The 20,680-nt window shown below is 45.0% G+C and carries 15 protein-coding genes; 5 read left to right on the top strand and 10 right to left on the bottom strand.

The window, feature by feature from the left end; translation table 11 throughout:
* Positions 1 to 7: 7 nt before the first annotated feature.
* Positions 8 to 1,192 (bottom strand): aminotransferase class I/II-fold pyridoxal phosphate-dependent enzyme, encoded by a 1,185-nt coding sequence (locus tag H6571_22490; protein ID MCB9326519.1) that lies wholly within the window; start codon positions 1,190 to 1,192, stop codon positions 8 to 10.
* Between the two features lie 120 nt (positions 1,193 to 1,312).
* Positions 1,313 to 2,758, bottom strand: coding sequence for a Na+/H+ antiporter NhaC (gene nhaC / locus H6571_22495; protein ID MCB9326520.1), 1,446 nt, complete (start codon positions 2,756 to 2,758; stop codon positions 1,313 to 1,315).
* A gap of 138 nt (positions 2,759 to 2,896) precedes the next feature.
* On the opposite strand from nhaC, the gene H6571_22500 reads away from it, so the two are divergent.
* On the top strand, positions 2,897 to 3,604 hold the full coding sequence (locus H6571_22500; protein MCB9326521.1) for a class I SAM-dependent methyltransferase: 708 nt from the start codon (positions 2,897 to 2,899) through the stop codon (positions 3,602 to 3,604).
* Between the two features lie 216 nt (positions 3,605 to 3,820).
* Here H6571_22500 and H6571_22505 read toward each other — a convergent pair whose 3' ends face one another.
* From H6571_22505 to H6571_22515, 3 genes are all read right to left on the bottom strand, one after another.
* On the bottom strand, positions 3,821 to 5,869 hold the full coding sequence (locus tag H6571_22505; protein ID MCB9326522.1) for a tungsten formylmethanofuran dehydrogenase: 2,049 nt from the start codon (positions 5,867 to 5,869) through the stop codon (positions 3,821 to 3,823).
* 221 nt (positions 5,870 to 6,090) lie between these two features.
* Positions 6,091 to 6,342 carry a hypothetical protein gene (locus H6571_22510; GenBank protein ID MCB9326523.1) on the bottom strand — a complete coding sequence of 84 codons (252 nt, stop codon included), beginning with the start codon at positions 6,340 to 6,342 and terminating at the stop codon, positions 6,091 to 6,093.
* A gap of 149 nt (positions 6,343 to 6,491) precedes the next feature.
* Positions 6,492 to 7,262 carry an enoyl-CoA hydratase/isomerase family protein gene (locus tag H6571_22515; GenBank protein MCB9326524.1) on the bottom strand — a complete coding sequence of 257 codons (771 nt, stop codon included), beginning with the start codon at positions 7,260 to 7,262 and terminating at the stop codon, positions 6,492 to 6,494.
* Positions 7,263 to 7,534: 272 nt separating this feature from the next.
* On the opposite strand from H6571_22515, the gene H6571_22520 reads away from it, so the two are divergent.
* The gene (locus H6571_22520) at positions 7,535 to 7,834 is read left to right on the top strand and encodes a hypothetical protein (protein ID MCB9326525.1); all 300 of its coding nucleotides are present in this window, start codon (positions 7,535 to 7,537) and stop codon (positions 7,832 to 7,834) included.
* A gap of 206 nt (positions 7,835 to 8,040) precedes the next feature.
* On the opposite strand, the gene H6571_22525 is transcribed toward H6571_22520, so the two are convergent.
* The 5 genes from H6571_22525 to H6571_22545 form a co-directional block, all read right to left on the bottom strand.
* Positions 8,041 to 10,560: a cation-translocating P-type ATPase gene (locus H6571_22525; GenBank protein MCB9326526.1), complete on the bottom strand. Its 2,520-nt coding sequence runs from the start codon at positions 10,558 to 10,560 to the stop codon at positions 8,041 to 8,043.
* Positions 10,561 to 10,765: 205 nt separating this feature from the next.
* The gene (locus H6571_22530; GenBank protein ID MCB9326527.1) at positions 10,766 to 11,560 is read right to left on the bottom strand and encodes a hypothetical protein; all 795 of its coding nucleotides are present in this window, start codon (positions 11,558 to 11,560) and stop codon (positions 10,766 to 10,768) included.
* A gap of 268 nt (positions 11,561 to 11,828) precedes the next feature.
* Positions 11,829 to 12,506, bottom strand: coding sequence for an epimerase (locus tag H6571_22535; protein MCB9326528.1), 678 nt, complete (start codon positions 12,504 to 12,506; stop codon positions 11,829 to 11,831).
* An 11-nt stretch (positions 12,507 to 12,517) separates the two neighbouring features.
* On the bottom strand, positions 12,518 to 13,090 hold the full coding sequence (locus H6571_22540) for a GNAT family N-acetyltransferase (protein MCB9326529.1): 573 nt from the start codon (positions 13,088 to 13,090) through the stop codon (positions 12,518 to 12,520).
* A gap of 160 nt (positions 13,091 to 13,250) precedes the next feature.
* On the bottom strand, positions 13,251 to 15,533 hold the full coding sequence (locus tag H6571_22545) for a gliding motility-associated C-terminal domain-containing protein (protein ID MCB9326530.1): 2,283 nt from the start codon (positions 15,531 to 15,533) through the stop codon (positions 13,251 to 13,253).
* A gap of 208 nt (positions 15,534 to 15,741) precedes the next feature.
* Between H6571_22545 and H6571_22550 the strand changes: the two genes are divergently transcribed.
* The 3 genes from H6571_22550 (at position 15,742) to H6571_22560 (ending at position 20,677) form a co-directional block, all read left to right on the top strand.
* On the top strand, positions 15,742 to 17,127 hold the full coding sequence (locus tag H6571_22550) for an MATE family efflux transporter (protein ID MCB9326531.1): 1,386 nt from the start codon (positions 15,742 to 15,744) through the stop codon (positions 17,125 to 17,127).
* Positions 17,128 to 17,321: 194 nt separating this feature from the next.
* The gene (locus H6571_22555) at positions 17,322 to 19,298 is read left to right on the top strand and encodes a glycosyltransferase (GenBank protein ID MCB9326532.1); all 1,977 of its coding nucleotides are present in this window, start codon (positions 17,322 to 17,324) and stop codon (positions 19,296 to 19,298) included.
* Positions 19,299 to 20,104: 806 nt separating this feature from the next.
* Positions 20,105 to 20,677 carry a hypothetical protein gene (locus H6571_22560; protein ID MCB9326533.1) on the top strand — a complete coding sequence of 191 codons (573 nt, stop codon included), beginning with the start codon at positions 20,105 to 20,107 and terminating at the stop codon, positions 20,675 to 20,677.
* Positions 20,678 to 20,680: the final 3 nt, after the last annotated feature.

A 20,680-nucleotide genomic window follows, 5' to 3' on the forward strand; every position in this document is an offset into this window, starting at 1 on the left:
ATTCAGATCAAACCCTCCCCAACGCCTGCTCCAAATCCGCAATCAGATCCTCCTTGTGCTCCAACCCCACCGATATCCGCATATCCCCGAGTGAAATGCCCATGGCTTCAAATTGCTCCGGTTTTAGCTCTTTCAGGTAACTGATGGCCGGAGCGTAAATAAGACTTTCATGGCCGCCCCAGCTCACGCCGATGCGGAAGATCTCCAGGCTGTTGAAAAAAGCTTTGATTTGCTCCAGGTTTTCGGTCGCCAGCCGGAATCCCATCAGGCCGGTGAAACCACTCATTTGTTTCAAAGCCAAATCGCGCTGTGGAAAACTTTCCAGGCCCGGGTACCGCACCAAAGCTATTTTGGGATGATTTTCCAGGAAGGCAGCCACGGCCATAGCGTTTTCCTGGTGCTGGCGCATACGGATCGGGAGGGTTCTCAAACTTCTTAAAACCAGCCAGGCTTCAAATGGTGCCGTTTTCGCGCCAAGCAGTTCAAATTCTCTGACAAAAATATCCTTGATGTCTTTTTCGCTGCCCATCACACATCCGCCTACGAGGTCGCTGTGCCCGCCGATGTATTTGGAAATCGAATGGATCTCCAGGTCAATGCCCATTTCCAGCGGCCTTTGGAACATGGGGCTGGCCCAGCTGTTATCAATGGCGGTTTTGATGCCGTGTTTCTTAGCCAATGCTGCCACGGCCCTGATGTCCTGTAAACTGAATACGGCAGAAGAAGGGCTCTCCAGGTAGATCAACCGGGTATTGGGGCGGATGGCCTGCTCAAATTCTTCCACCATTTCCCCGCTCACCTGGGTGACTTCTATCCCCATCTTATCCGGCAGATACGTATTTAAAAGATTGTTGGCAGGACCATAAATATTCTTAATGGTAATGACATGCGCATCTTTTTCCAGACAATGCATCACCACCGCCGAGATCGCAGCCATGCCGGAAGGAAACAATAAAGCCCGTTCCGCTCCCGAAATCGCAGCCAGTTTTTGCTCCACCATACGCACCGTCGGGTTGTGCCCTCGCGAATAGATCAGGCTGTCCACCCGGTCATCAAAAGCGGCATCGATGCTTTCCCAGTCCGGATGGGTAAACAGGCTGTTTTGAAAAATGGGCGGCACGACAGCTCCCCGGTAGCGTTCCCGGTCTTCGGCGTAGTGACTGAGCAGTGTTTCGATATGTTTTTGTTTCATAATACAAATTTTAAGAAAATCCTTATGTCAAAGTATTCTACATTTGGTGTTAAAGAACAAATCAAAAAAAGTTTAACCGCAAGGATCGCTAAGTTACCAACCTAATTATCTCAATTTATCTCAATCTCTATCTATCTTTTTCCCCTTTTCATAAAAACAACCAATCCCCAAAATGGCTATGGTCGGCGCGATGATCAGATTGATGATGGACATCAGGTGCCAGGGCGCATAGGAAGCATACGAAATACCAAGTGCCGTGGTGGCAAAAATGGTACTCGCTGTCCAGGGCAACGCACTTTCCAGCATGGTGCCATAATCCTCGATGGAGCGGGAAAGCACCTTCCGTTCTATCTTTAGCTCATCGTACTTGTGCTTAAAGGCATCCCCAATGATAAAACTGGTGGCGTATTGGTTGGAGGTGAGGGCATTGGTCATGCCGGTGGCCACCAATGAACTCAATATTGTTTTGGTTCTCGTATTCGCAAACCCAAAAAGCTTGTGCACCAGCCGAGGCATGGTATCAATGATATCCAGCACTCCGATAAAAACGAAAACAAAAAGGGCAAAAACGATGGCGTTGATGAGGGCGTACAATCCTCCCCTTTCAAACAGTTCGTGGATGGTAGGAGGCATGGTTTCAGCATAGGGCGTCATATCCATATCGAAGCCATGCAAAAGTGTGGTAATCACCTGGTCAAGGGAAAATCCCTGGAAGACCAGCGCCAACACCGCTGCGAGCAGGGAACATCCGATCAAAGTGGGCAAAGTGGGCCATTTCCGAAAGGAGCCTATCAGCACAAAAACAGGAGGCAGCAGCAACAGCAGGTTAAAATGGAACAATTGTGCTATGTTATCCAAAGTAGCCTGCACCTCAGGATTGTTTCCGTCTGTCACCAACGGAGGGAAAACCCATCCCATGATCAGAAAAATGGTGGCCGCGAGAATCGCCGACGGCAAGGTGGTGTACATCATGGAACGGATGTGGTCATAAAGATCCACATCGGTGGCCATGGCCGCCATATTGGTGGTGTCTGACAAGGGAGACAATTTATCCCCAAAAAAGGCTCCCCCGATAATGGCTCCGGCGGTGATGCCCAAATCCGCATCCTTAGCCACGGCAACACCCAGGACCACCACACCCACCGTCCCGATAGATCCCCATGAGGTTCCCGTCAACAGCGAAAAAATGATCAGGATCAAAAAGGCCAGCACATAAATAAAATTGGGGTTGATCCATTTGATGCCATAAAAAATGAGCATGGGAATGGTGCCCGAAATAATCCATGAACCAATGATCAGACCAATACAAAAGAGGATCAAAATAGCAGGAAAAGCCTTGGCCAGTTTATCGGAAATAGCATTTTGAATGGTGATCCATGGCACTTTGAGGATCAGCAATTCTCCAATCGCAAAACTGGCGGCCAGCAAAAAGATCATTTCCAGCGGAAGATCACCCTGTCCCCAAAGCTGGGGACGCAAAACCACTCCGTAAATGATCAAAAACAACAAAAATAAAACGGGTAAAATAGCGGCGGTAAAGCTTACCTGGTGTTTAGTATGCGGCATAAGCTGAAGAGGGTTTTAACGGTCAACGGTGTAGGGTTTACGGCTAACGGTATTACTTTCCTGCCAAAATAAAGCATAATTTGAGTTATTTCGTGCTTTTCGATAAATTTACCTCCTCAATTGCAAAACACTTCATTTATGGACCCTATCTACCATCCCGAATTCATCAAAGTCCTTTTCGACAAGATGAGTGGCTCATATACCCGTATGAACTACATCACCTCCTTTGGATTCAGTGCCCGGTGGAGAAGGCAAAGCATCAACAGCATTAGTATACAAAAAGGACAAACCGTCGCCGACCTGATGACGGGCATGGGAGAATGCTGGCCATATATTTTAAAAAAAACAGGAAACAAAGGAAAGATCATTGCCCTCGATTTTTCCGAAGGTATGCTCAAGCACGCCTACCGCAGAAAGGAAAAGTTTAAAAATTTTAATATTGACATAAAAAAGGCCAATGTTTTTGACAATGACATCCCTGCCCAATCGGTGGATGCCGTCATTTCGGGCTTTGGCATCAAAACCTTTTCTCCTGACCAGCTCATGGACCTGGCGAAAGAGATCCGGCGCATCCTCAAACCCGGGGGGCAATTTTCGCTCATCGATGTTTCGGTGCCTGAAACAACCGGCTTAAAAGTGTTTTATATGTTCTATCTCAAAAAGATCATTCCCGTGCTGGGATGGCTCTTCCTCGGCGATCCCGATAATTACAGCATGCTGGGCATCTACACCGAAAATTTTCAGAATGCCAAAAACGCAAAAGAAATCTTCCGGAAGGCAGGCCTGGAAGTTGAAATGACCCGTTATTTTTTCGGCTGCGCCACGGGAATCAAAGGAAATAGCTGAAAGACGGATTCAGCATTAAAAAATCAGCTATGAAATTTACCCGTGACCGAAAGTATAAAGTCGGGTTTTTATTTTTTAACCGCAATGGACGCGAAGAATACTTTGCGCCCATTGCGGTTAAATTTTCACGAACAATTCTAATTAAACATTTCGACAAAATGCTTTCCCCAGAAAGGATGCAACCCATTTAGCATTGTCATTTATCTCCTTTTTCCCTTAATAATCCAGCATCTGCCTCATCTGATCCGCCACTTTTTTCTTGGAAGGGAACATTGCCATTTCCATCACAGCATTCAACGGAATTGCAGGCACCTCCTCTGCCCCGAAAACCCGAACCGGTGCATCCAGATATTCAAAACACTCGGACTGAATCCTTCCTGCAAGACTTTCCGCAAAGGAATTTCTGGCAATATCCTCGGTAATGACCAGTATTTTTCCATGCTTTTTTGCTGCAGCAAAAATGGTTTCTTCATCGAGAGGCGCCAGTGTCCTCAGGTCGATGATCTCGATTTGCCCGGGAAAATATTCTGCGCCATTCAGCGACCAGTGTACCCCGCGGCCATAGGAAACCACCAAGAGGCTTTCTCCTTTTTCAACACGGGATTTATCGGCTTCCAGCGCAATTCTTGCTTTGCCGAAAGGTATAATATAATCCTTTGACGGTTCCACGTTCATAGCAGATTTAGTACCACTTACCTTTGACCAGTATAATCCTTTGTGTTCAAAGATCACCACCGGGTTGGGGTCGAGCCAGGCGGATTTCATCAATCCCTTCATATCTGCTGCCGTACTTGGGTAGGCGATCTTGATGCCCCGAATATTGGCCACTACGGTTTCCACACTGGAAGAGTGATAAGGGCCTCCGCTTCCGTAGGCTCCGATGGGCACACGTATGACACAACTCACCGGCCATTTCCCCTGGCTCAGGTAACAGGAACGGCTCACCTCGGTAAACAACTGGTTGAGTCCCGGCCAGATATAATCGGCAAACTGGACTTCTACGATGGGTTTTAATCCCACGGCAGACATCCCCACGGTACTGCCAATGATAAAGGCTTCCTGGATGGGCGTATTAAAAACCCGGTGTTTTCCAAATTTTTGAGAAAGCGTTGCCGCTTCACGAAAAACACCTCCCAGCCGATGCCCCACATCCTGTCCGTAAAGCAGGCACTCCGGATGGTCTTCCATTAGTTCTTTGATGGCATGGAGGGCCGCATCCACCATAGGAATAACGGCTTTTCCTTCTTCGGCTCTTTGTCCTTTTTCTTCAGTAATGGCTCCGGGAGCGAAGGCATGATCATGCAGGGAGGCCGGATCAGGATCTTCCGCATTTTTAGCCTTTTCAAAATCGGCCGCCACCTTCTTTTCCGCCTTTTTTACCAGGTTTTTTAATTCCTTTTCTGTGACCCCTTCCTCTAACAGCTGGTTCCAAAATAACGGAAAAGGATCCCGTAACCGGTGTTCTTCCAGGTCGTCGCGATACCATTCCATGCGAACCCCTGAAGTATGGTGGTTGAGCAACGGAACTTTGGCATGGATGAGAAAGGGTCGTCTTTCTGTACGAATGATATGAAAAACTTCCCGGACCGTTTTATAACATTCAAAGAAATCCGTGCCATCAATACTACGGCTCTCCACCCCATGAAATCCTTTGATATATTCATCAGCATCCTGGGCACGTGTTTCTGCTGCATTCGCGGAAATGTCCCATCCGTTATCCTGTACCAGGTAGAGGATGGGGAGTTGTTTCAATGCTGCCATCTGAAAAGCTTCGGCCACTTCCCCTTCTGTTACGGAAGCATCTCCCAGGGAACAAACGACCAGGGGTTTTTCATCTACTAAAGGTGCCAGGCCTTCCTCTTCCTTGTATTGCATCCCCATCGCTGCCCCGGTAGCCGGGATAGCCTGCATACCTGTGGCGGAAGACTGGTGGGGGATTTTTGGTTTGTCTTCGCGGCGTAAACTCGGATGGCTGTAATAAGAGCGCCCTCCGGAAAAAGGATCGTCTTTTTTGGCCATCAACTGCAACATCAGCTCGTAGGGTTCCAATCCCATTCCAAGCAGCATGGAATCATCCCGGTAGTAAGGCCAGGCGTAATCCTGTGGAAGCAATTGCATCCCCACAGCCAATTGAATGGCCTCATGCCCCCTTGAAGTAGCATGAACGTATTTGGAGACAAATTTAAAGTGATCTTCATAAAGCTCGGTCATGGCTTTAGCAGTAGCCATAAGCTCAAACGCTTCTAATAATATTTTTTTGGACATCTTTGGTTTGGCTGCAATCATGACGATTGAATTTTATTGGTATAGGCTGATTTGGTCTTCCTAAAAAGGGTATTACAGGGGAATTTCAATACTCAAAAAACGTTGTTTTTACTTGCCATATTTTAAGTAAAATTTTCCAATAAAGCAAGTTTTTTTAACTTAAAACTAAAGGCTCAAAAGAGTCAAAGTTGATATTTCGAGCACCGGATCAAGCCGAAAGTTTAATCCATTGGAGGCTCAGGCAATCGCTCAAGACACTTTACAAAACGAGCGGCATTGAAGGGCGTTTTGGTCGACAGCACCTTCACCATTTCCGAAGCCACACACTGCGCAATGACCAGTTTGGCATCTTCTTCCGAATACCCTTCTTTCATCAGTCGATCCAGAGTCTCCCGCGTTTGTGGCGGATCATTTTTCTTCAACTGGACATCTACTGTTTTGATAAAAATTTCTTTGAATAATTTTGGATCCATATTGCTGGTTGCTCGTTACTGGTTGCTGGTTGCTCGTTGCTGGTTGCTCGTTGCTGGTTGCTCGTTGCTGGTTGCTCGTTGCTCGTTACTGGTTGCTCGTTACTGGTTGCTCGTTGCTGGTGAATCAGCAATAATAATGGCTCTGACCATTAGGCATTTTTAAATTCAGAGATCGCGTTTACCGTATAATCCGACAACACCAGGTGTCCGCTCATTTCAGCCCTTTTCTCCAGCAATACATCCCAGTGGTCGGCTTCTTCCCAGAAGGCCTTTTTGAGTAATCGCATCGCTTCGGGATTGCTCGCGGCCAGTTTACCCGCAAGGCGATCGATATAATCGTCCATATAAGTTACCTCATCAAACAGTTCATCAAAAAGGCCTTTATTTTTGGCCCATTTGGCTGTTTTCCATTCCGTGGCATTGATGGCTAATAAAGTCATGGCCGCTTTACCCATTTTGCGTTCTACTGCAGGCCCCACAACAAAGGGGCCGATCCCTACCGCCAGTTCGCTCAGTTTAATTGAAGCATATTTAGTAGCCATACAATAATCCATCGCTGCGGCTAATCCTACTCCTCCGCCAACCGCTTTTCCATGTACTCTTCCAATGATAAATTTAGGGCATTTGCGCATCGAATTGATGAGGTTGGCAAACCCCATGAAAAACTTTTTGCCGGTCTCGAAATCCTTGATGGAGATCAGTTCGTCAAAACTGGCCCCGGCACAAAAAGTGCGCTCCCCGTCACTTTTAATAACAATGACTTTGATTTCAGGATTTTCTCCCGCTTCAGTGATGGCCTCTGCAAATTTTTTGAGTAAAAGTCCCGGCAAAGAATTGTGTGCCGGATGCGAAAAGGTTATTGTTGCAACACCTCGTGCATCAATGGTTGTATCGATTGATCCTAATTCGGTTTTATTCATGCTTTAAGAGAATTTTTTATCGCCTCAACCGATTTAACTCAATGGATTAAGAAGAAAAATCAGCATGTTGCATTTGTGAGCAAAGATAATTTTTTTTACCCTGGTTTACCAATTAAATGGAGGATATCTTTCGGGCAATCTATTAGAACATTGAGTATCTTAACTTGGGAATATATTCTTTACAGTGATGAAAATTAATAAAACAGGAATAAACTAAATGCCGGGGCGAATTGTCCAAAAACACTTACTTTTGGGAAAATATTAGCACAAATATGTACATCCTGCTCATCACCATTGTCATCGGCCTGTTCATCGCTATGCTGTTTCTGAATGTTTACTTCAGGATCAAAGTGCTGAAGTCCTATAAAAAACTCGTGCAAAACAATGTAGAGTTTAGCGCCAAACATTTATTCAACAAAAAACGGATGGCAGAAGAGATCTTCCCACGCTACCCGCATATGAAAGAGGAGATTGAAACATTCACCAATCACATTCAGTATTCCATCAGGATGGCCAGCGTGCTCATTGCGCTGATCACTGCATTTGGCGCAATTTTGATGTACTACCGTTGAAACTAAATTTTCGATCCTCGGAACACCTTGAATGCAGGGATGGAGATTGAAGGAGATTGAGGAAGATTGAAGGAGATTGGAACAATTTGAAACCCTCCCGACCTACGATACGGGAACCTGTCCTCTGCATTTAATGCAGGGATGTCGCTACGCTCCATTTGAACAATTCGAACCACTGAACTGCCCCCCTAAAAACGGTTCAAAAACTATTGAGTGGACTTACGCCTTTTCCCTTGCCATCTTTTCCATCCTTTCACCCCTTCATACCAAACTACGAATAAAAAGCCCGCTCCAATGCTGACCAAAAGCTGGTGAAGATCAATGGATTCCATCTCAAAGAATGTCGTAAGGGGCGGTACAAAAAGTAAGGTCCCCGCGATCAGGATTGTGATCCCAATGATGATCGGCACCAGGTTGTTTTTGTGCTTTAGGGTGGTAAGCATTGAGTAATAAAAAGACCGGTTGACCAAAGTCAGAAATATATTGGCGGAAATCATGGTTGTGAAAACCATGGCCCGGGTTTGCAATTCATCCACGCCGTTATAAACGGCATATTGATAAACCAGCAAAGTGCCGAGGGTGATCATAAGTCCCTGGATGATGCTGGTGGTAAGTTCTTTCCAATTGAAAAATGTAGCAGTAAACGGCCTCGGTTTTTCGATCATGGTATTTTTTTCCATGGGTTCATTTTCGTAAATGATGGAACAGGTCGGCCCCATGATCAATTCAAACAAAATGACGTGAATGGGAGAAAAAATATTGGGATAAATCCAACCCAGGGCAAGGGGAATAAAGACCATCAAAACAATGGGAATATGGATGGAAATAATGTATCGAATGGCCTTTTTTAAATTGGTATAAATCCTTCGTCCCATAGCGATGGCATCCACCATTTTTGAAAAATCATCTTCCACGAGAATCAGAGAAGCCGCCTGTTTGGCAATTTCTGTTCCTTTTTTTCCCATGGCAATGCCGATATGTGCCGCTTTCAGTGCAGGGCCGTCATTGACACCATCGCCAGTCATTGCGACGATCTCATTTCTTTTTTTCAGGGCATTGATGATTTTCAGCTTAGCTTCCGGGAACATGCGGGTAAACACCATGGTGTGCGGGACGACTTCTTCCAGTTCGCCATCCGTCATTTGCATCAATGCTTCTCCGCTAAGGCTTTTATCATACCCCTTGAACCCAACTTGTTTGGCAATGGCACGGGTAGTGGTGGCATTATCCCCTGTGACTATTTTTACGGAAATTCCCGCCTTTTCAAAATCTTCAAAAACAGTAAGAATATTTTTTTTGGGCGGGTCATAAAAGGCGACAATGCCTTTAAAATCAAAACGAAATTGTTGTTGTTGTTCGGGAAAATCACCACTATGATTGAGCACCTCTCCTACACCTAAAACCCGGTACCCTTCGACTGCCAGCATATGCACTGCCGCTTCAATTTTGCGTTTATCCTCCGATGAAAGGTTGGAAATTTCCATAAAGGACTCCGGCGCCCCTTTGGCAGCGATAATGCGTTCCCCTTTCCCGTTTTGGAAGATATGAGTCATCATAGGAGGTTTCCCTCCGAGGGGATATTCGTGGATCATTTTAAAATCGGGTCGTTCATCAACGTCGAGATATGTGGCATAAGCCTGGTGCAGGGCTTCCTCCATGGGATCGAAAGGAATGGGCTCGCTCGCCCACATGGCCAACCGTATCAAAGCTCTTTCTTCCTTCGATAGATCATGATCGATGCCAACCGTTTCACCAGTATTCTGTAAAAAAAGTTTTGCCAGGTCCATTTTATTCTCTGTGATGGTTCCTGTTTTATCGGTACAAATGACCGTGGCACTTCCGAGGGTCTCTACCGTTTTCATCTGTTTGACCACGATGCCTAATTTCATGAGCCGCCAGGAGCCCAGTGCCATAAAAGTAGTAAAGGCCACCGGAATCTCTTCCGGCAGAATACTCATGGCAAGGGTCAGTGCATTGAGCAGGCTATGGAGCAGATCAAGAGACCTTGCATAATTGAGTACCCATACAATCAAAAAAATTACGGCCCCTGCAATGACCATTTTTTTGACAAAATCATTGATCTGTCTTTCGAGGGGAGTCTTTTCTTCCTGAATACTTTCCAGGCTTTTTCCGATCTTCCCGATCTGGGTGGCATTGCCTATGGCAGTTATGGTTGCAATGGCCAGTCCGCTGGCTACCGTCGTGCCCCTAAAAATAAAATGATCTTCTTTGGATTGATCCTTGTAAACGGTGAAGGATTCCCCGGTAAGAATGGATTCGTTGACCGAAAAATCATTGGAATGAACGATGGTGCCGTCAGCCGAAATAATGGTTCCTTCTTCCACCATCAGGCTGTCTCCCACCACCAATTCTTCGCTTTTGATCTCTTCCACCTCTCCCTCTCGTATTACCTTGCAATTGGGCTGGGTAAAGGTTTTTAACTTCTCCAGCGCCTGCCGGCTCCTCGAATCCTGATATAGGGAAATGGTCCACACCAAAACAATGGCCACCGCCAGGAAAATCCCGTCTCCTGTATGCCCGGTAATAAAATAAATGGAAGAAGCGGCCAGCAACAAGAGGATCATGGGTTCCCGGAGAAAACTTTTTATGGCCGCAAAAAATTTGTTTTCTTTTTTATACTCCAGGCGGTTGTAACCGTATGTTTTGCGTGACTGAATTACCTGTTCTTCAGATAAACCTTTTATTTTAAAATTGTCTATTGACATATTTTTTTGATAAAGGCTAGTGGTTTGTCAATACTAAATTTCCGAGTATTGAACATTGAAGATATTGTTATAAATAATTGTTATGCAAAGGAATAAATAATATTTACAATTAATATAGCCCTAATTTTTAGACTTGGTAAACCACTAGTCATGAAAATTATAATTTTGACCCGATCCCCTGCCGGGATAATTCCTTTTTATCTGTTTATTGGTTATCTTTATTTTTTCTGGATTGATAAAAAAACAATTCCTCAACAAAAGATAAATCCAGTTTTAACAAATCTCCAATTTGACTTGAATCCATTCCATTGGTTTTTAAGGTCTCAACCACTCTTGACAAGGCCTCTAATTTCCCCTGTTCAAGTCCCTGTTCGAGCCCCTGTTCAAGTCCTTCTTCGAGTCCTTCAGCCCTTCCTTCCGCATACCCTTGCTCTTTTCCTTGTCTTTTAAGTTCCTGTTCAATGGCTTCCATGATTCCCATAGGCTCTGATTTTTTGATTAATGGTTGAATATTGTTATCAAAAATACGCTTTTCCTGTACTTTTTCCAAATTGATATAATAACTGATAAAGTTGAACAATCGTTCGATTTTCCATTTGGGATATCCCCTCTCAAATAGCGTTTTTGCCATTTTTAGTTTCAATTCAAGACGATTTACATCCTTACCCTTTTGTAGTTCAATCCAGACCGTTTCTAATATTATAGAAAATGGATTTTGAGGGTTTTCAGCAAATTCTTTTTTGCTTTTTTCCAATACTTTATACGTTCGGTAATTGTATAGAATGCTGGTACCCCAAAATTCACTTTTATAAAATTTTGGGTGAAAAGAAAAACGGTGATCGGTAAAAATAGCTAAAGCCGTAACCGGTTTATTATATTTGTCAATTATCCGATAATAATAGGTAAACATCCTATGAGAAAAAGCAAAATCCTCATATCCCTGAACTTCAACGTGACATAATATCCATTTTTCTTGCCCATTACGAAGATATATTTTCACCAGCTTGTCAACAAATCTTTGGGAAGCCACTGAATCCGGGAATAATTGTTCCAGTTCTTTGTCCAAAAACTCAAACTCCCGATTAAAGTCTATTTCAGAAATGACTTCCGAAAAAAAATAGCGCAAAAAATCTTCAAAAAAATCCTCAAGGACGCCTTTCCATAAAATGTCTTTTGTTATCATTTGGTAGATTGAGAAAAATTAAAAAGGAACCCAATATACCTATAAATGTTTTAAAAATAAAAATAATAAACAAAAAAGTTTTAAATTAAATAATTTCCTTTACCAGCAAATTGATGTCACTGTTTCCCAGGATTGTTTTGGGGCTTCCCGCCGAAGCTACCCTGATCATGGCCAATCCCATATTGGTCGTGCTGGTCGCTGCACCGGGAAAGTGTTTCAAAATGGCATAAAGCGGGCTGAAAAAAACGTAAAGCAGGTTGTATAGTTTTGTTCTTGACGTGATGCCTCGTTGTGGTTGAATAAATCCCGGACGGAACATATAAGCTGATTTAAACCCTAAGTTTAGCAGATCATTTTCCGTTTTCCCTTTGACCCTTGCCCACCGGGTACGCCCCTTTTCCGTAGAATCCGTGCCTTGCCCGGAGACGTAACAGAAGGTCATATTTTCGTTTTGTTTAAGCAGCGTTTTAGCAAAATTCATTGTCAAATCGTAGGTTATTTTTTGATAAACATCTTCTGGTGTTCCGACGCTGGTGATGCCCAGGCAAAAGAAACAGGCATCGTAACCTACGAGATCCTTTTCAATCGGAACCAGGTTGAAAAAATCTTCCACAATGAGTTCCTTCAATTTCGGATGCTCCATTCCCAGGGCATTCCTGTTCACTACTAAAACTGAGTCAATGGTTTTGCTGTCCAGGCATTCCAACAACACTCCTTTTCCAACCATTCCTGTTGCCCCCGTGATGATGACGTTGAGTCCCATATTCAATAATTTTATTTATTCCAATCTGAGGTCAGCAAGCAAAATATTTCACTGTCCAAAAACTTCCCTTCAAAGAAATAATTCTCCCGAAAATGAGCTTCCTTTTGAAACCCCAATTTCAGGAGTAACTTTATGGAAGGGACATTCTTTGAGTTGACATTCGCCTCCATGCTATGAATCGCCATCTCCTCAAACCCAAAATCCAGCAAAAGCTGAAGTGTTTCCGTCATATACCCCTTTCCCCAATATTCAGGTAACAGCGAATATCCAATCTCTGCTCTTCTATTATGCCGATCCAGCTTCCAAAAGCAAAAATATCCGGCAAATTTGTTGGAGTTTTTTTCCTCAATCACCCAGTTGATCCCCTTTTTTGCCTTAAAATCCTCCAGGATTTCTTTGATCTTTGCTTCCGAATCACTCAAACTCCTGTGCCATACCGAATCCATGAACTGCATGACTCTTTCATCCGAACGGAGGGCAAAAAAACCCGGGGCATCTCCCAATTCAAATGCCCGGAACAACAATCGCTCGCTCTCCAAAACGGGAAATCGATCAAATACCTTATCATTTATTTCCTTAACCATTTTCAATTTTTTAGTGCTCAATTTTTCAAAACCCCTCTTTTCTTCCCTCGATCTGCGGGCTAAAGACAATCCCTGGTTTCCCAATAAAATATATATCGCCAAACCAGCAACATGTCAACGAGCAACCAGTAACGAGTAACCAGTATCAAGCCCCCAGAACTCACCTCAACAAAGCCACTCCTCCCTCAATCTCTACATCTCTCCACCTGTTGTTCTCAAACACACGGAAAGACATAAACCACACGTAATATCCTTCCCCTGCCGGTTCGCCACGATACTCCCCGCCCCATCCCTTATCAGGACTATCCGATTCAAAAATCATTCCGCCCCATCGATCGAATACGATCATGTTAAAATCCACCAGCGGGCAATCAGATAAAGGCTGAAGGTAATCATTTATGCCATCATCATTGGGCGAAAATGCATTGGGCACATATACATCACACACTTCACATTCAAAGATCACCACCTGGTCGAAAATTTCTTCACATATATTGTAGGCTCTGACCGTGTAGATCCCAGGAGTTGGAACTTTATAAACGGCTACATCCTGCCCATCCTGCCATTCATATGCCGCAAGGGTTCCCGCCCCGGCAGAGGCATCCAGCCGGATATCATATCCCGGGCAAAGGAAGGTATCTCTTCCCAGTTTGGTCTGGATGGTATCCAGGATAAATACATTGATGCTATCCACAATATCATTACAGGCAGTCTGAATGGTTACTTTGTAATCACCACTCTGTGAAACCGTATAAGTCGGTAAGGTGCTCCCATCCTGCCACTGGTAGGTTGCCCCGGCCACGCTCAGGTCAAAACCAAGGGTTTGTCCGTTACACAAAACCGTATCCTTCCCAAGGTCGAAAAACGGTTCACCGATAAACTCGACAAGGATCATGTCTGAAAGGGTTTCACAAGGTGTGGTTACCGTTACGGCATAAGTGCCTGTTTGGGTAATATTCCTCTGTGGGGAAATACTTCCATCTTCCCACAAATAGGTGGCCAGGTCGGGATGCGTAACATCCATCCACAGGGTATCTCCTTCACACAACACCTGGTCAGCCCCCAAAGCCAAAGTCAAAGGAAGATAATAATCCACCTCAATGGCATCGGATACCGTACCGCAGGCATTGGTCACGTCAACGGAATAACTCCCCGAAGTCGTTACTTCAAAATTTGGACCTACACTTCCATCCTGCCACAAATAGGTAGCCAGGTCATTAGTCACATCCAAAGACAGGGTCTCCCCAACGCAAAGGACCTCATCCGCCCCAAGCTCAACTACCGGCACATCCAGCTGGACGACGACCTCCACGGAATCCACTCCTGTTCCGCAAAGGGCTGTGACAGTAACCGCATAAATTCCACCAGTATTGATGGAAAGTTCGGCATTCGTACTGCCATCCTGCCATTGATAGGCAGTCGCTCCGGGGAATGTAGCATCCAGGACAAGGGTATTCCCATCACAAAGTAAGGTAGTGTCGGGTCCGATATTCGGGCTGACCGAAATTGGCACCACAATACTAAAAGGGATGAACTGAGATTGGGCGGGATTGTCACACAGATCGAGCACCTCGGTGGCACCATCTGTAATCAAAGCCAATTGGTAATTTCCAAGGCCCTGTAATGGCGGATCAACGGTAAGCGTGAAATATCTTTCCTGTTCCCCTCCCGCATCACAGCCCGCAGAAGTCAGGCTCAAGGTATAAGGTCCGCCCGGACCAGCAAGGGCAAAATTGGATGCTTCGATTGTACCGCACTGGATATATTCTGAAAATTCAATGCTTATCGTATTTTCATTACACTCATCCGGGAATTGCGCCCCCTGAATGTCTGGCAAGGTTTCATCAATAATCCCCAACCCGGTTGAGCTTCCGAAATCAATGGTGTAGCCGTCCTGTGAACCCGTCCAGTTGGAAACCATCAACACATAGGTATTGCCCTGCAACATCGGTACAAAATCGTTGAAAGCGGAATTCCCTGCAAACTGAGAAGGCGGATTGGCGAAACACCCCGGCCCCTGTACATTCCAGTTGGAATCACCGTTGGCTCCTGTGGGACCATGACAGCCCGTACCCCCCGAAGCATTGCAACTCACCTGGAGGCTTGAATTTGAAAAAATATCCTCGCAGGTAGCATTGGTAATATCAAAAAGTGCCCAATCGTAATCGTCATTCAAATTGTTAGGCGTAATGACAAAACCGAGATTCCCATCCTCGTTGGCCGTAAATACGTACCATACAGAATTGATCTCCCCATCGGTACAACTATTTAACCCGTTTATCTCGTTGGGATAATTCCCTGTTCCGGAAGGGGAAACGGTTTCAACATAAGTCTGCTGACAAACAGGAATGGCCCCCAGACAATCCTGAATGGTGGGTACCTGGGCAAATGTTGATAAGGTAATAAATTGGAGAAAAAGGGTAATTAGAAGAGCACCTCTCATAGTTTTTCTCCCGAAGATAAAGTTTTTTATGTTTAGGAAACTAATTTGTGCCGTTTTTGGTATTAGAGTTACCAAAATAGGGTTTACTCGTTACAGGGTACTTGTTTCCCGGCACGTAAATGAGCCAGCAACCAGCAAACCAGCAACGAGCAAACCAGCAACCAACAAACCAGCAACGAGCAACCAGCAACCAGTTATCCAGTAAATCATGAATAAAACCTTACGTCTTATTTCCGACGCCATCCACGGCAAAGAACTGGACTTCACTTCCGGCAGCATCAATCGGGCAATCCTATTGCTGGCGATTCCCATGGTGCTGGAAATGTTGATGGAATCCCTTTTCTCCATCGTCGACATCTATTTTGTCGGACAGGTGGGGGTGGATGCTGTAGCCACCGTGGGGCTAACAGAATCCATCAACACCCTGATCTATTCCATGGCGATGGGGTTGGCGATGGCCGCCACCGCCATGGTTTCACGGAGGGTGGGAGAAAAGAAAAAGGAAGAAGCCTCTCATGCTGCCGTCCAGGCGATTCTGATTAGTATTTTCATCTCCGTTATCATAGGGATCCCGGCCTTCATTTTCGCCGGGGATATTCTCAGGCTGATGGGAGGAAGTGAAACCGTGGTTGCCAGTGGTTCCACCTATACCAGGATACTACTGGGATCGAATATCGTCATCCTTTTACTTTTTGTAAACAATGCCATTTTTCGGGGGGCAGGCAATGCCAACCTGGCGATGAAATCCTTATGGATCGCCAATATTGCCAATATCATTCTCGACCCGCTGTTGATTTTCGGTTACGGGCCTTTTCCGGAATTGGGCGTCACCGGAGCTGCCGTGGCGACGACCCTAGGAAGGGGCTTGGGTGTGGCTTATCAAACCTGGCTGCTCACCAAGGGAACCGGCATTTTATCACCCAAAAAGTCTTCTCTCAAATTTGACTGGACCATCATTCGAAAACTGGTCGATGTGGCCTCAACGGGGGCAGGGCAATTTCTGATCGCCTCTGCCAGCTGGGTATTCCTCATGCGTATCGTAGCCAATTTCGGCAGTGAGACGGTTGCCGGTTATGTAATTGCCATACGCATCCTCATTTTTACGATTTTGCCAGCCTGGGGCATTGCCAATGCTGCGTCTACCCTCACGGGGCAAAACCTTGGTGCAGGCCAACCGGAAAGAGCGGAAACTTCGGTCTGGCGCAGCGCTTTTGTAAATATGTTGTTCCTGCTCAGTGTCTCCATCATTTATTTCATTTTCGCTCCCTCCCTAATCGGGTTTTTCACAGACGACCCGAAAGTCATTGAGGCCGGCATTTTGAGCCTGAGGATCTTTTGCGCCGGCTATCTTTTTTTCGCCTATGGCATGGTCATAAGCCAATCGTTCAACGGTGCTGGTGACACTCGTACACCGACCGTCGTCAACATCATTTGCTTTTGGTTTATCGAGATTCCACTGGGATATTTCCTTGCCCTCACCCTGGGATGGGGGCTCGCCGGCGTTTGCTGGGCTGCAGCCATCAGTGAGAGCCTCATGGCCATTACGGTCGTCGTTATTTTTCGTCGCGGCAAATGGAAGGAGGTGAAGATTTAGACAACCTGAATTTCGATGGACGGTTAATTCAACAATAATTTGAACCTGGAACTTTGAACAGCCCCTCAAATGAGCATCCTCCCCAAAATGGGTTAAAAAATTTGGACCAGTAGCATACTCCCCCCTAAATAATTTGGTCATCCATTATGCACTTTAAACTTTAGTCTTTTACCTTTAGCCTTTAAATTTTCTTTATGGACCTCAGCGTCATCATTGTCAACTATAACGTTCGCTACTTTTTGGAGCAGGCTTTGCTTTCCGTTCGGAAAGCTTCCCGTGGGCTTAAGGTAGAGATATTTGTAGTGGACAACAATTCCGTTGATGATTCTGTAGCCATGGTGAAGGAGAAATTTCCGGAAGTTCTCCTTATTGCCAATACCGATAACCCGGGATTTTCTATTGCCAACAACCAGGCCATCAGGCAATCGACTGGAAAATACGTGCTGCTGCTCAACCCGGACACCATCGTTGAGGAAGACACCTTTGAGAAATGTCTTAAATTCATGGATTCCCATCCTGAAGCGGGGGGGCTGGGAGTCAGGATGATCGACGGCTCGGGCAAGTTTCTGCCGGAGTCGAAACGAGGATTCCCCACTCCTTTTGTCGCCTTTGCCAAATCCTTCGGACTCTCCAGGATTTTCCCAAAATCAAAATTGTTCAATCATTACCACCTCGGTTACCTCGATGAATTTGAAACCAATGAAATAGAAGTGCTGGCCGGGGCTTTTATGCTCATGCGTCGTTCAGTATTAGATGAGGTGGGACTATTGGATGAAGCATTTTTTATGTACGGAGAAGACATTGACCTCTCCTATCGGATCATCCAGGGAGGGTACAAAAATTATTATTTCCCGGAGACGAGTATCCTGCATTACAAAGGGGAAAGCACTAAAAAAGGAAGCCTCAACTATGTAAAAGCATTCTACAATGCCATGATCATCTTTGCGAAAAAGCATTTTCATGGGCAGCAGGCCAGGTTTTTTGTTTTCATGCTGCAATGGGCCATTTACTTCCGGGCCTTCATCACTCTGGCGGCCAGTTTTTTCAAAAGGGCTGCCCAACCGATGCTCGACGCCGTGTTGATGTACGGAGGACTGTATTTTCTCAAGAATTTCTGGGCCAGTTATCATTTCAAACAACCTGACTATTACGACGACAGCCTGCTGTATTTCAACTTCCCCCTCTATATCCTCATCTGGATCACGACCATTTATTTTAGTGGAGGTTATGACCCCAAAGCGAGCATAGGCAAAGTCGTGCGTGGTGTATTGGCAGGAACGGTAATCCTTGCTGCCATTTACGGATTCCTGAATCTTGAATACCGGCATTCCCGTGCATTGATCCTTTTGGGGGCTGCATGGAGTCTTATGGCCACTACCGGAAGCCGCATACTTCAGCATTTTATCAAAAACCGCAATTTTAAACTTAGCGAAATTCCTGTAAAAAACCTGGTCATCGTAGGCACCCTTAAGGAAAGTGAGCGTGTTCTTCATCTTTTACACCAGGTGCAGGTGAAACAAAACTTCATTGGCACGGTAGCCTCCGAGACCACCGAAGATACCAATTACCTAAGCAGCCTGCATCAATTGCAGGAGGTGGCCCACATTTATAAAATCGATACCGTCATTTTCTGCGGCAAGGATGTGGCGGCCCAGGACATTATGCAATGGATGACGCGGTTGGGCCCCTCATTGGAATACAAAATCGTTCCCGAAGAGAGCATGAGCATCATCGGCAGTTCCTCCAAAAATACAGCCGGAGAATTGTACACCATTGATATTCAGTTTCATATTGCCGAAAATGTTTCCCAACGCAACAAGCGCCTGACCGATCTCTTTTTATGCGGATTTTTGTTGGTCAGCCTGCCGATCCAGTTGATCATTGTCAAAAATAAAAGAGGATTGCTGAAAAATATCGTTGCTGTTTTTTCCTTTAAAAAAAGCTGGGTGGGTTATGCCCATTCCGAAAACTCGGCATACAAATTGCCAAAGATAAAACCGGGTGTCCTTTCTCCTCTGGATCGCCTTTACCGAATGAAGACCCTTTCTCATGAGTCTTTTTCTTTTGATGAAAGTACCGTGAATCGTTTGAATTTTTTCTACGCCAAAGATTACCATCCGATGGTGGATATGGATATCGTTTGGAAGGGTTGGCGGAATTTAGGTAATTAATGGATCTTGTTGTTTTAATTGGTGTTAGGATTATGGCCGATTAATTCTTCTCGTCACCTCTGGCATGGGAGACTAATCATTTGTTTCTATGACGATTCCTTTTTTGCAGATATTTCATGACTTCATGAAACGGGTTGCGGTACGCTGTACCTTAAAGTAGTGTTTAGCTGGCGTAGTAACAAAGGTTAAGGGGCGCTGCCCCATTGACTACGGAAAATAGTTACTAGCTAAAAAATGGTACTCCTGAAACAAATCCAACCCTAAGAAACAAGTGCTGTGTCCCGGTGGACTGTACCTTAAAGTAGTGTTTAGCTGGCGTAGTAACAAAGGTTAAGGGGCGCTGCCCCATTGACTACGGAAAATAGTTACTAGCTAAAAAATGGTACTCCTGAAACAAATCCAACCCTAAGAAACAAGTGCTGTGTCCCGGTGGACTGTACCTTAAAGTAGTGTTTAGCTGGCGTAGTAACAAAGGTTAAGGGGCGCTGACCCATTGACTACGGAAAATAGTTACTAGCTAAAAAATGGTACTCCTGAAACAAATCCAACCCTAAGAAACAAGTGCTGTGTCTCGAAACCTATTCCCGGAAATGGATTTAATAAAAAGGTAAGATAAGTATCAATGATGGGGGCTGTTATTTTAAAAATCCGGAAAATTCTTCGTCTTTTGCCATTTCGGTGCACTAACAAATCTCTCCTAAAAAATCCAAATAATGGTGCATTTTGTCATTGTTCGAGAAAGGCTGCCTGGATATCTTTACCTACCTTAAAGGTCTCTATTCTCTAATCAGATAAATAACACAAAAATGTTGAAAAAGTCAATTTTCCTTTTCGCACTTGTCTTTGGCATTATGGCCTGTAACAATGACAACCCGGATGCCAATGCGGTAACCGAAAATGATGAAACAGCAAGTGAAATTCCTACCGTTAAAGTGGAAGAATTTGAAGCCCGCGCACCAGAATTTGCTGGTCAGAAAATAATGATCTCAGGCACAGTGGATCACACCTGCAAACACAGCGGCAAAAGAATGGTCATCCTTGGAGAAAATCCTGATTACAGCGTAAAAATCGAGGCAGGAGCCATCGATCAGTTCAATCGTGAACTGGAAGGCAGCGAAGTCAGTATAATCGCTATGGTCACAGAGTTGCGCATGGATATGGATTACCTTGATAACTGGGAACAGGAAATTTTAAAAAATCATGCCGAAGATCCTGACGGAGGCGCCGAACAATTGTCGATCATTGAAAACCATCGTGCTGATTTGAAGAAAAGCGGCAAAAATCAACTTTCTTTTTACGGTCTCGACTGTGTGAGTTACGAAGTCATCACTGCTGCTCCTATCCCGGAAACAACAGAGAAGAAAGAATCTGAAATGTAAGTT

Source organism: Lewinellaceae bacterium (assembly GCA_020636105.1).
Classification (GTDB): domain Bacteria; phylum Bacteroidota; class Bacteroidia; order Chitinophagales; family Saprospiraceae; genus BCD1.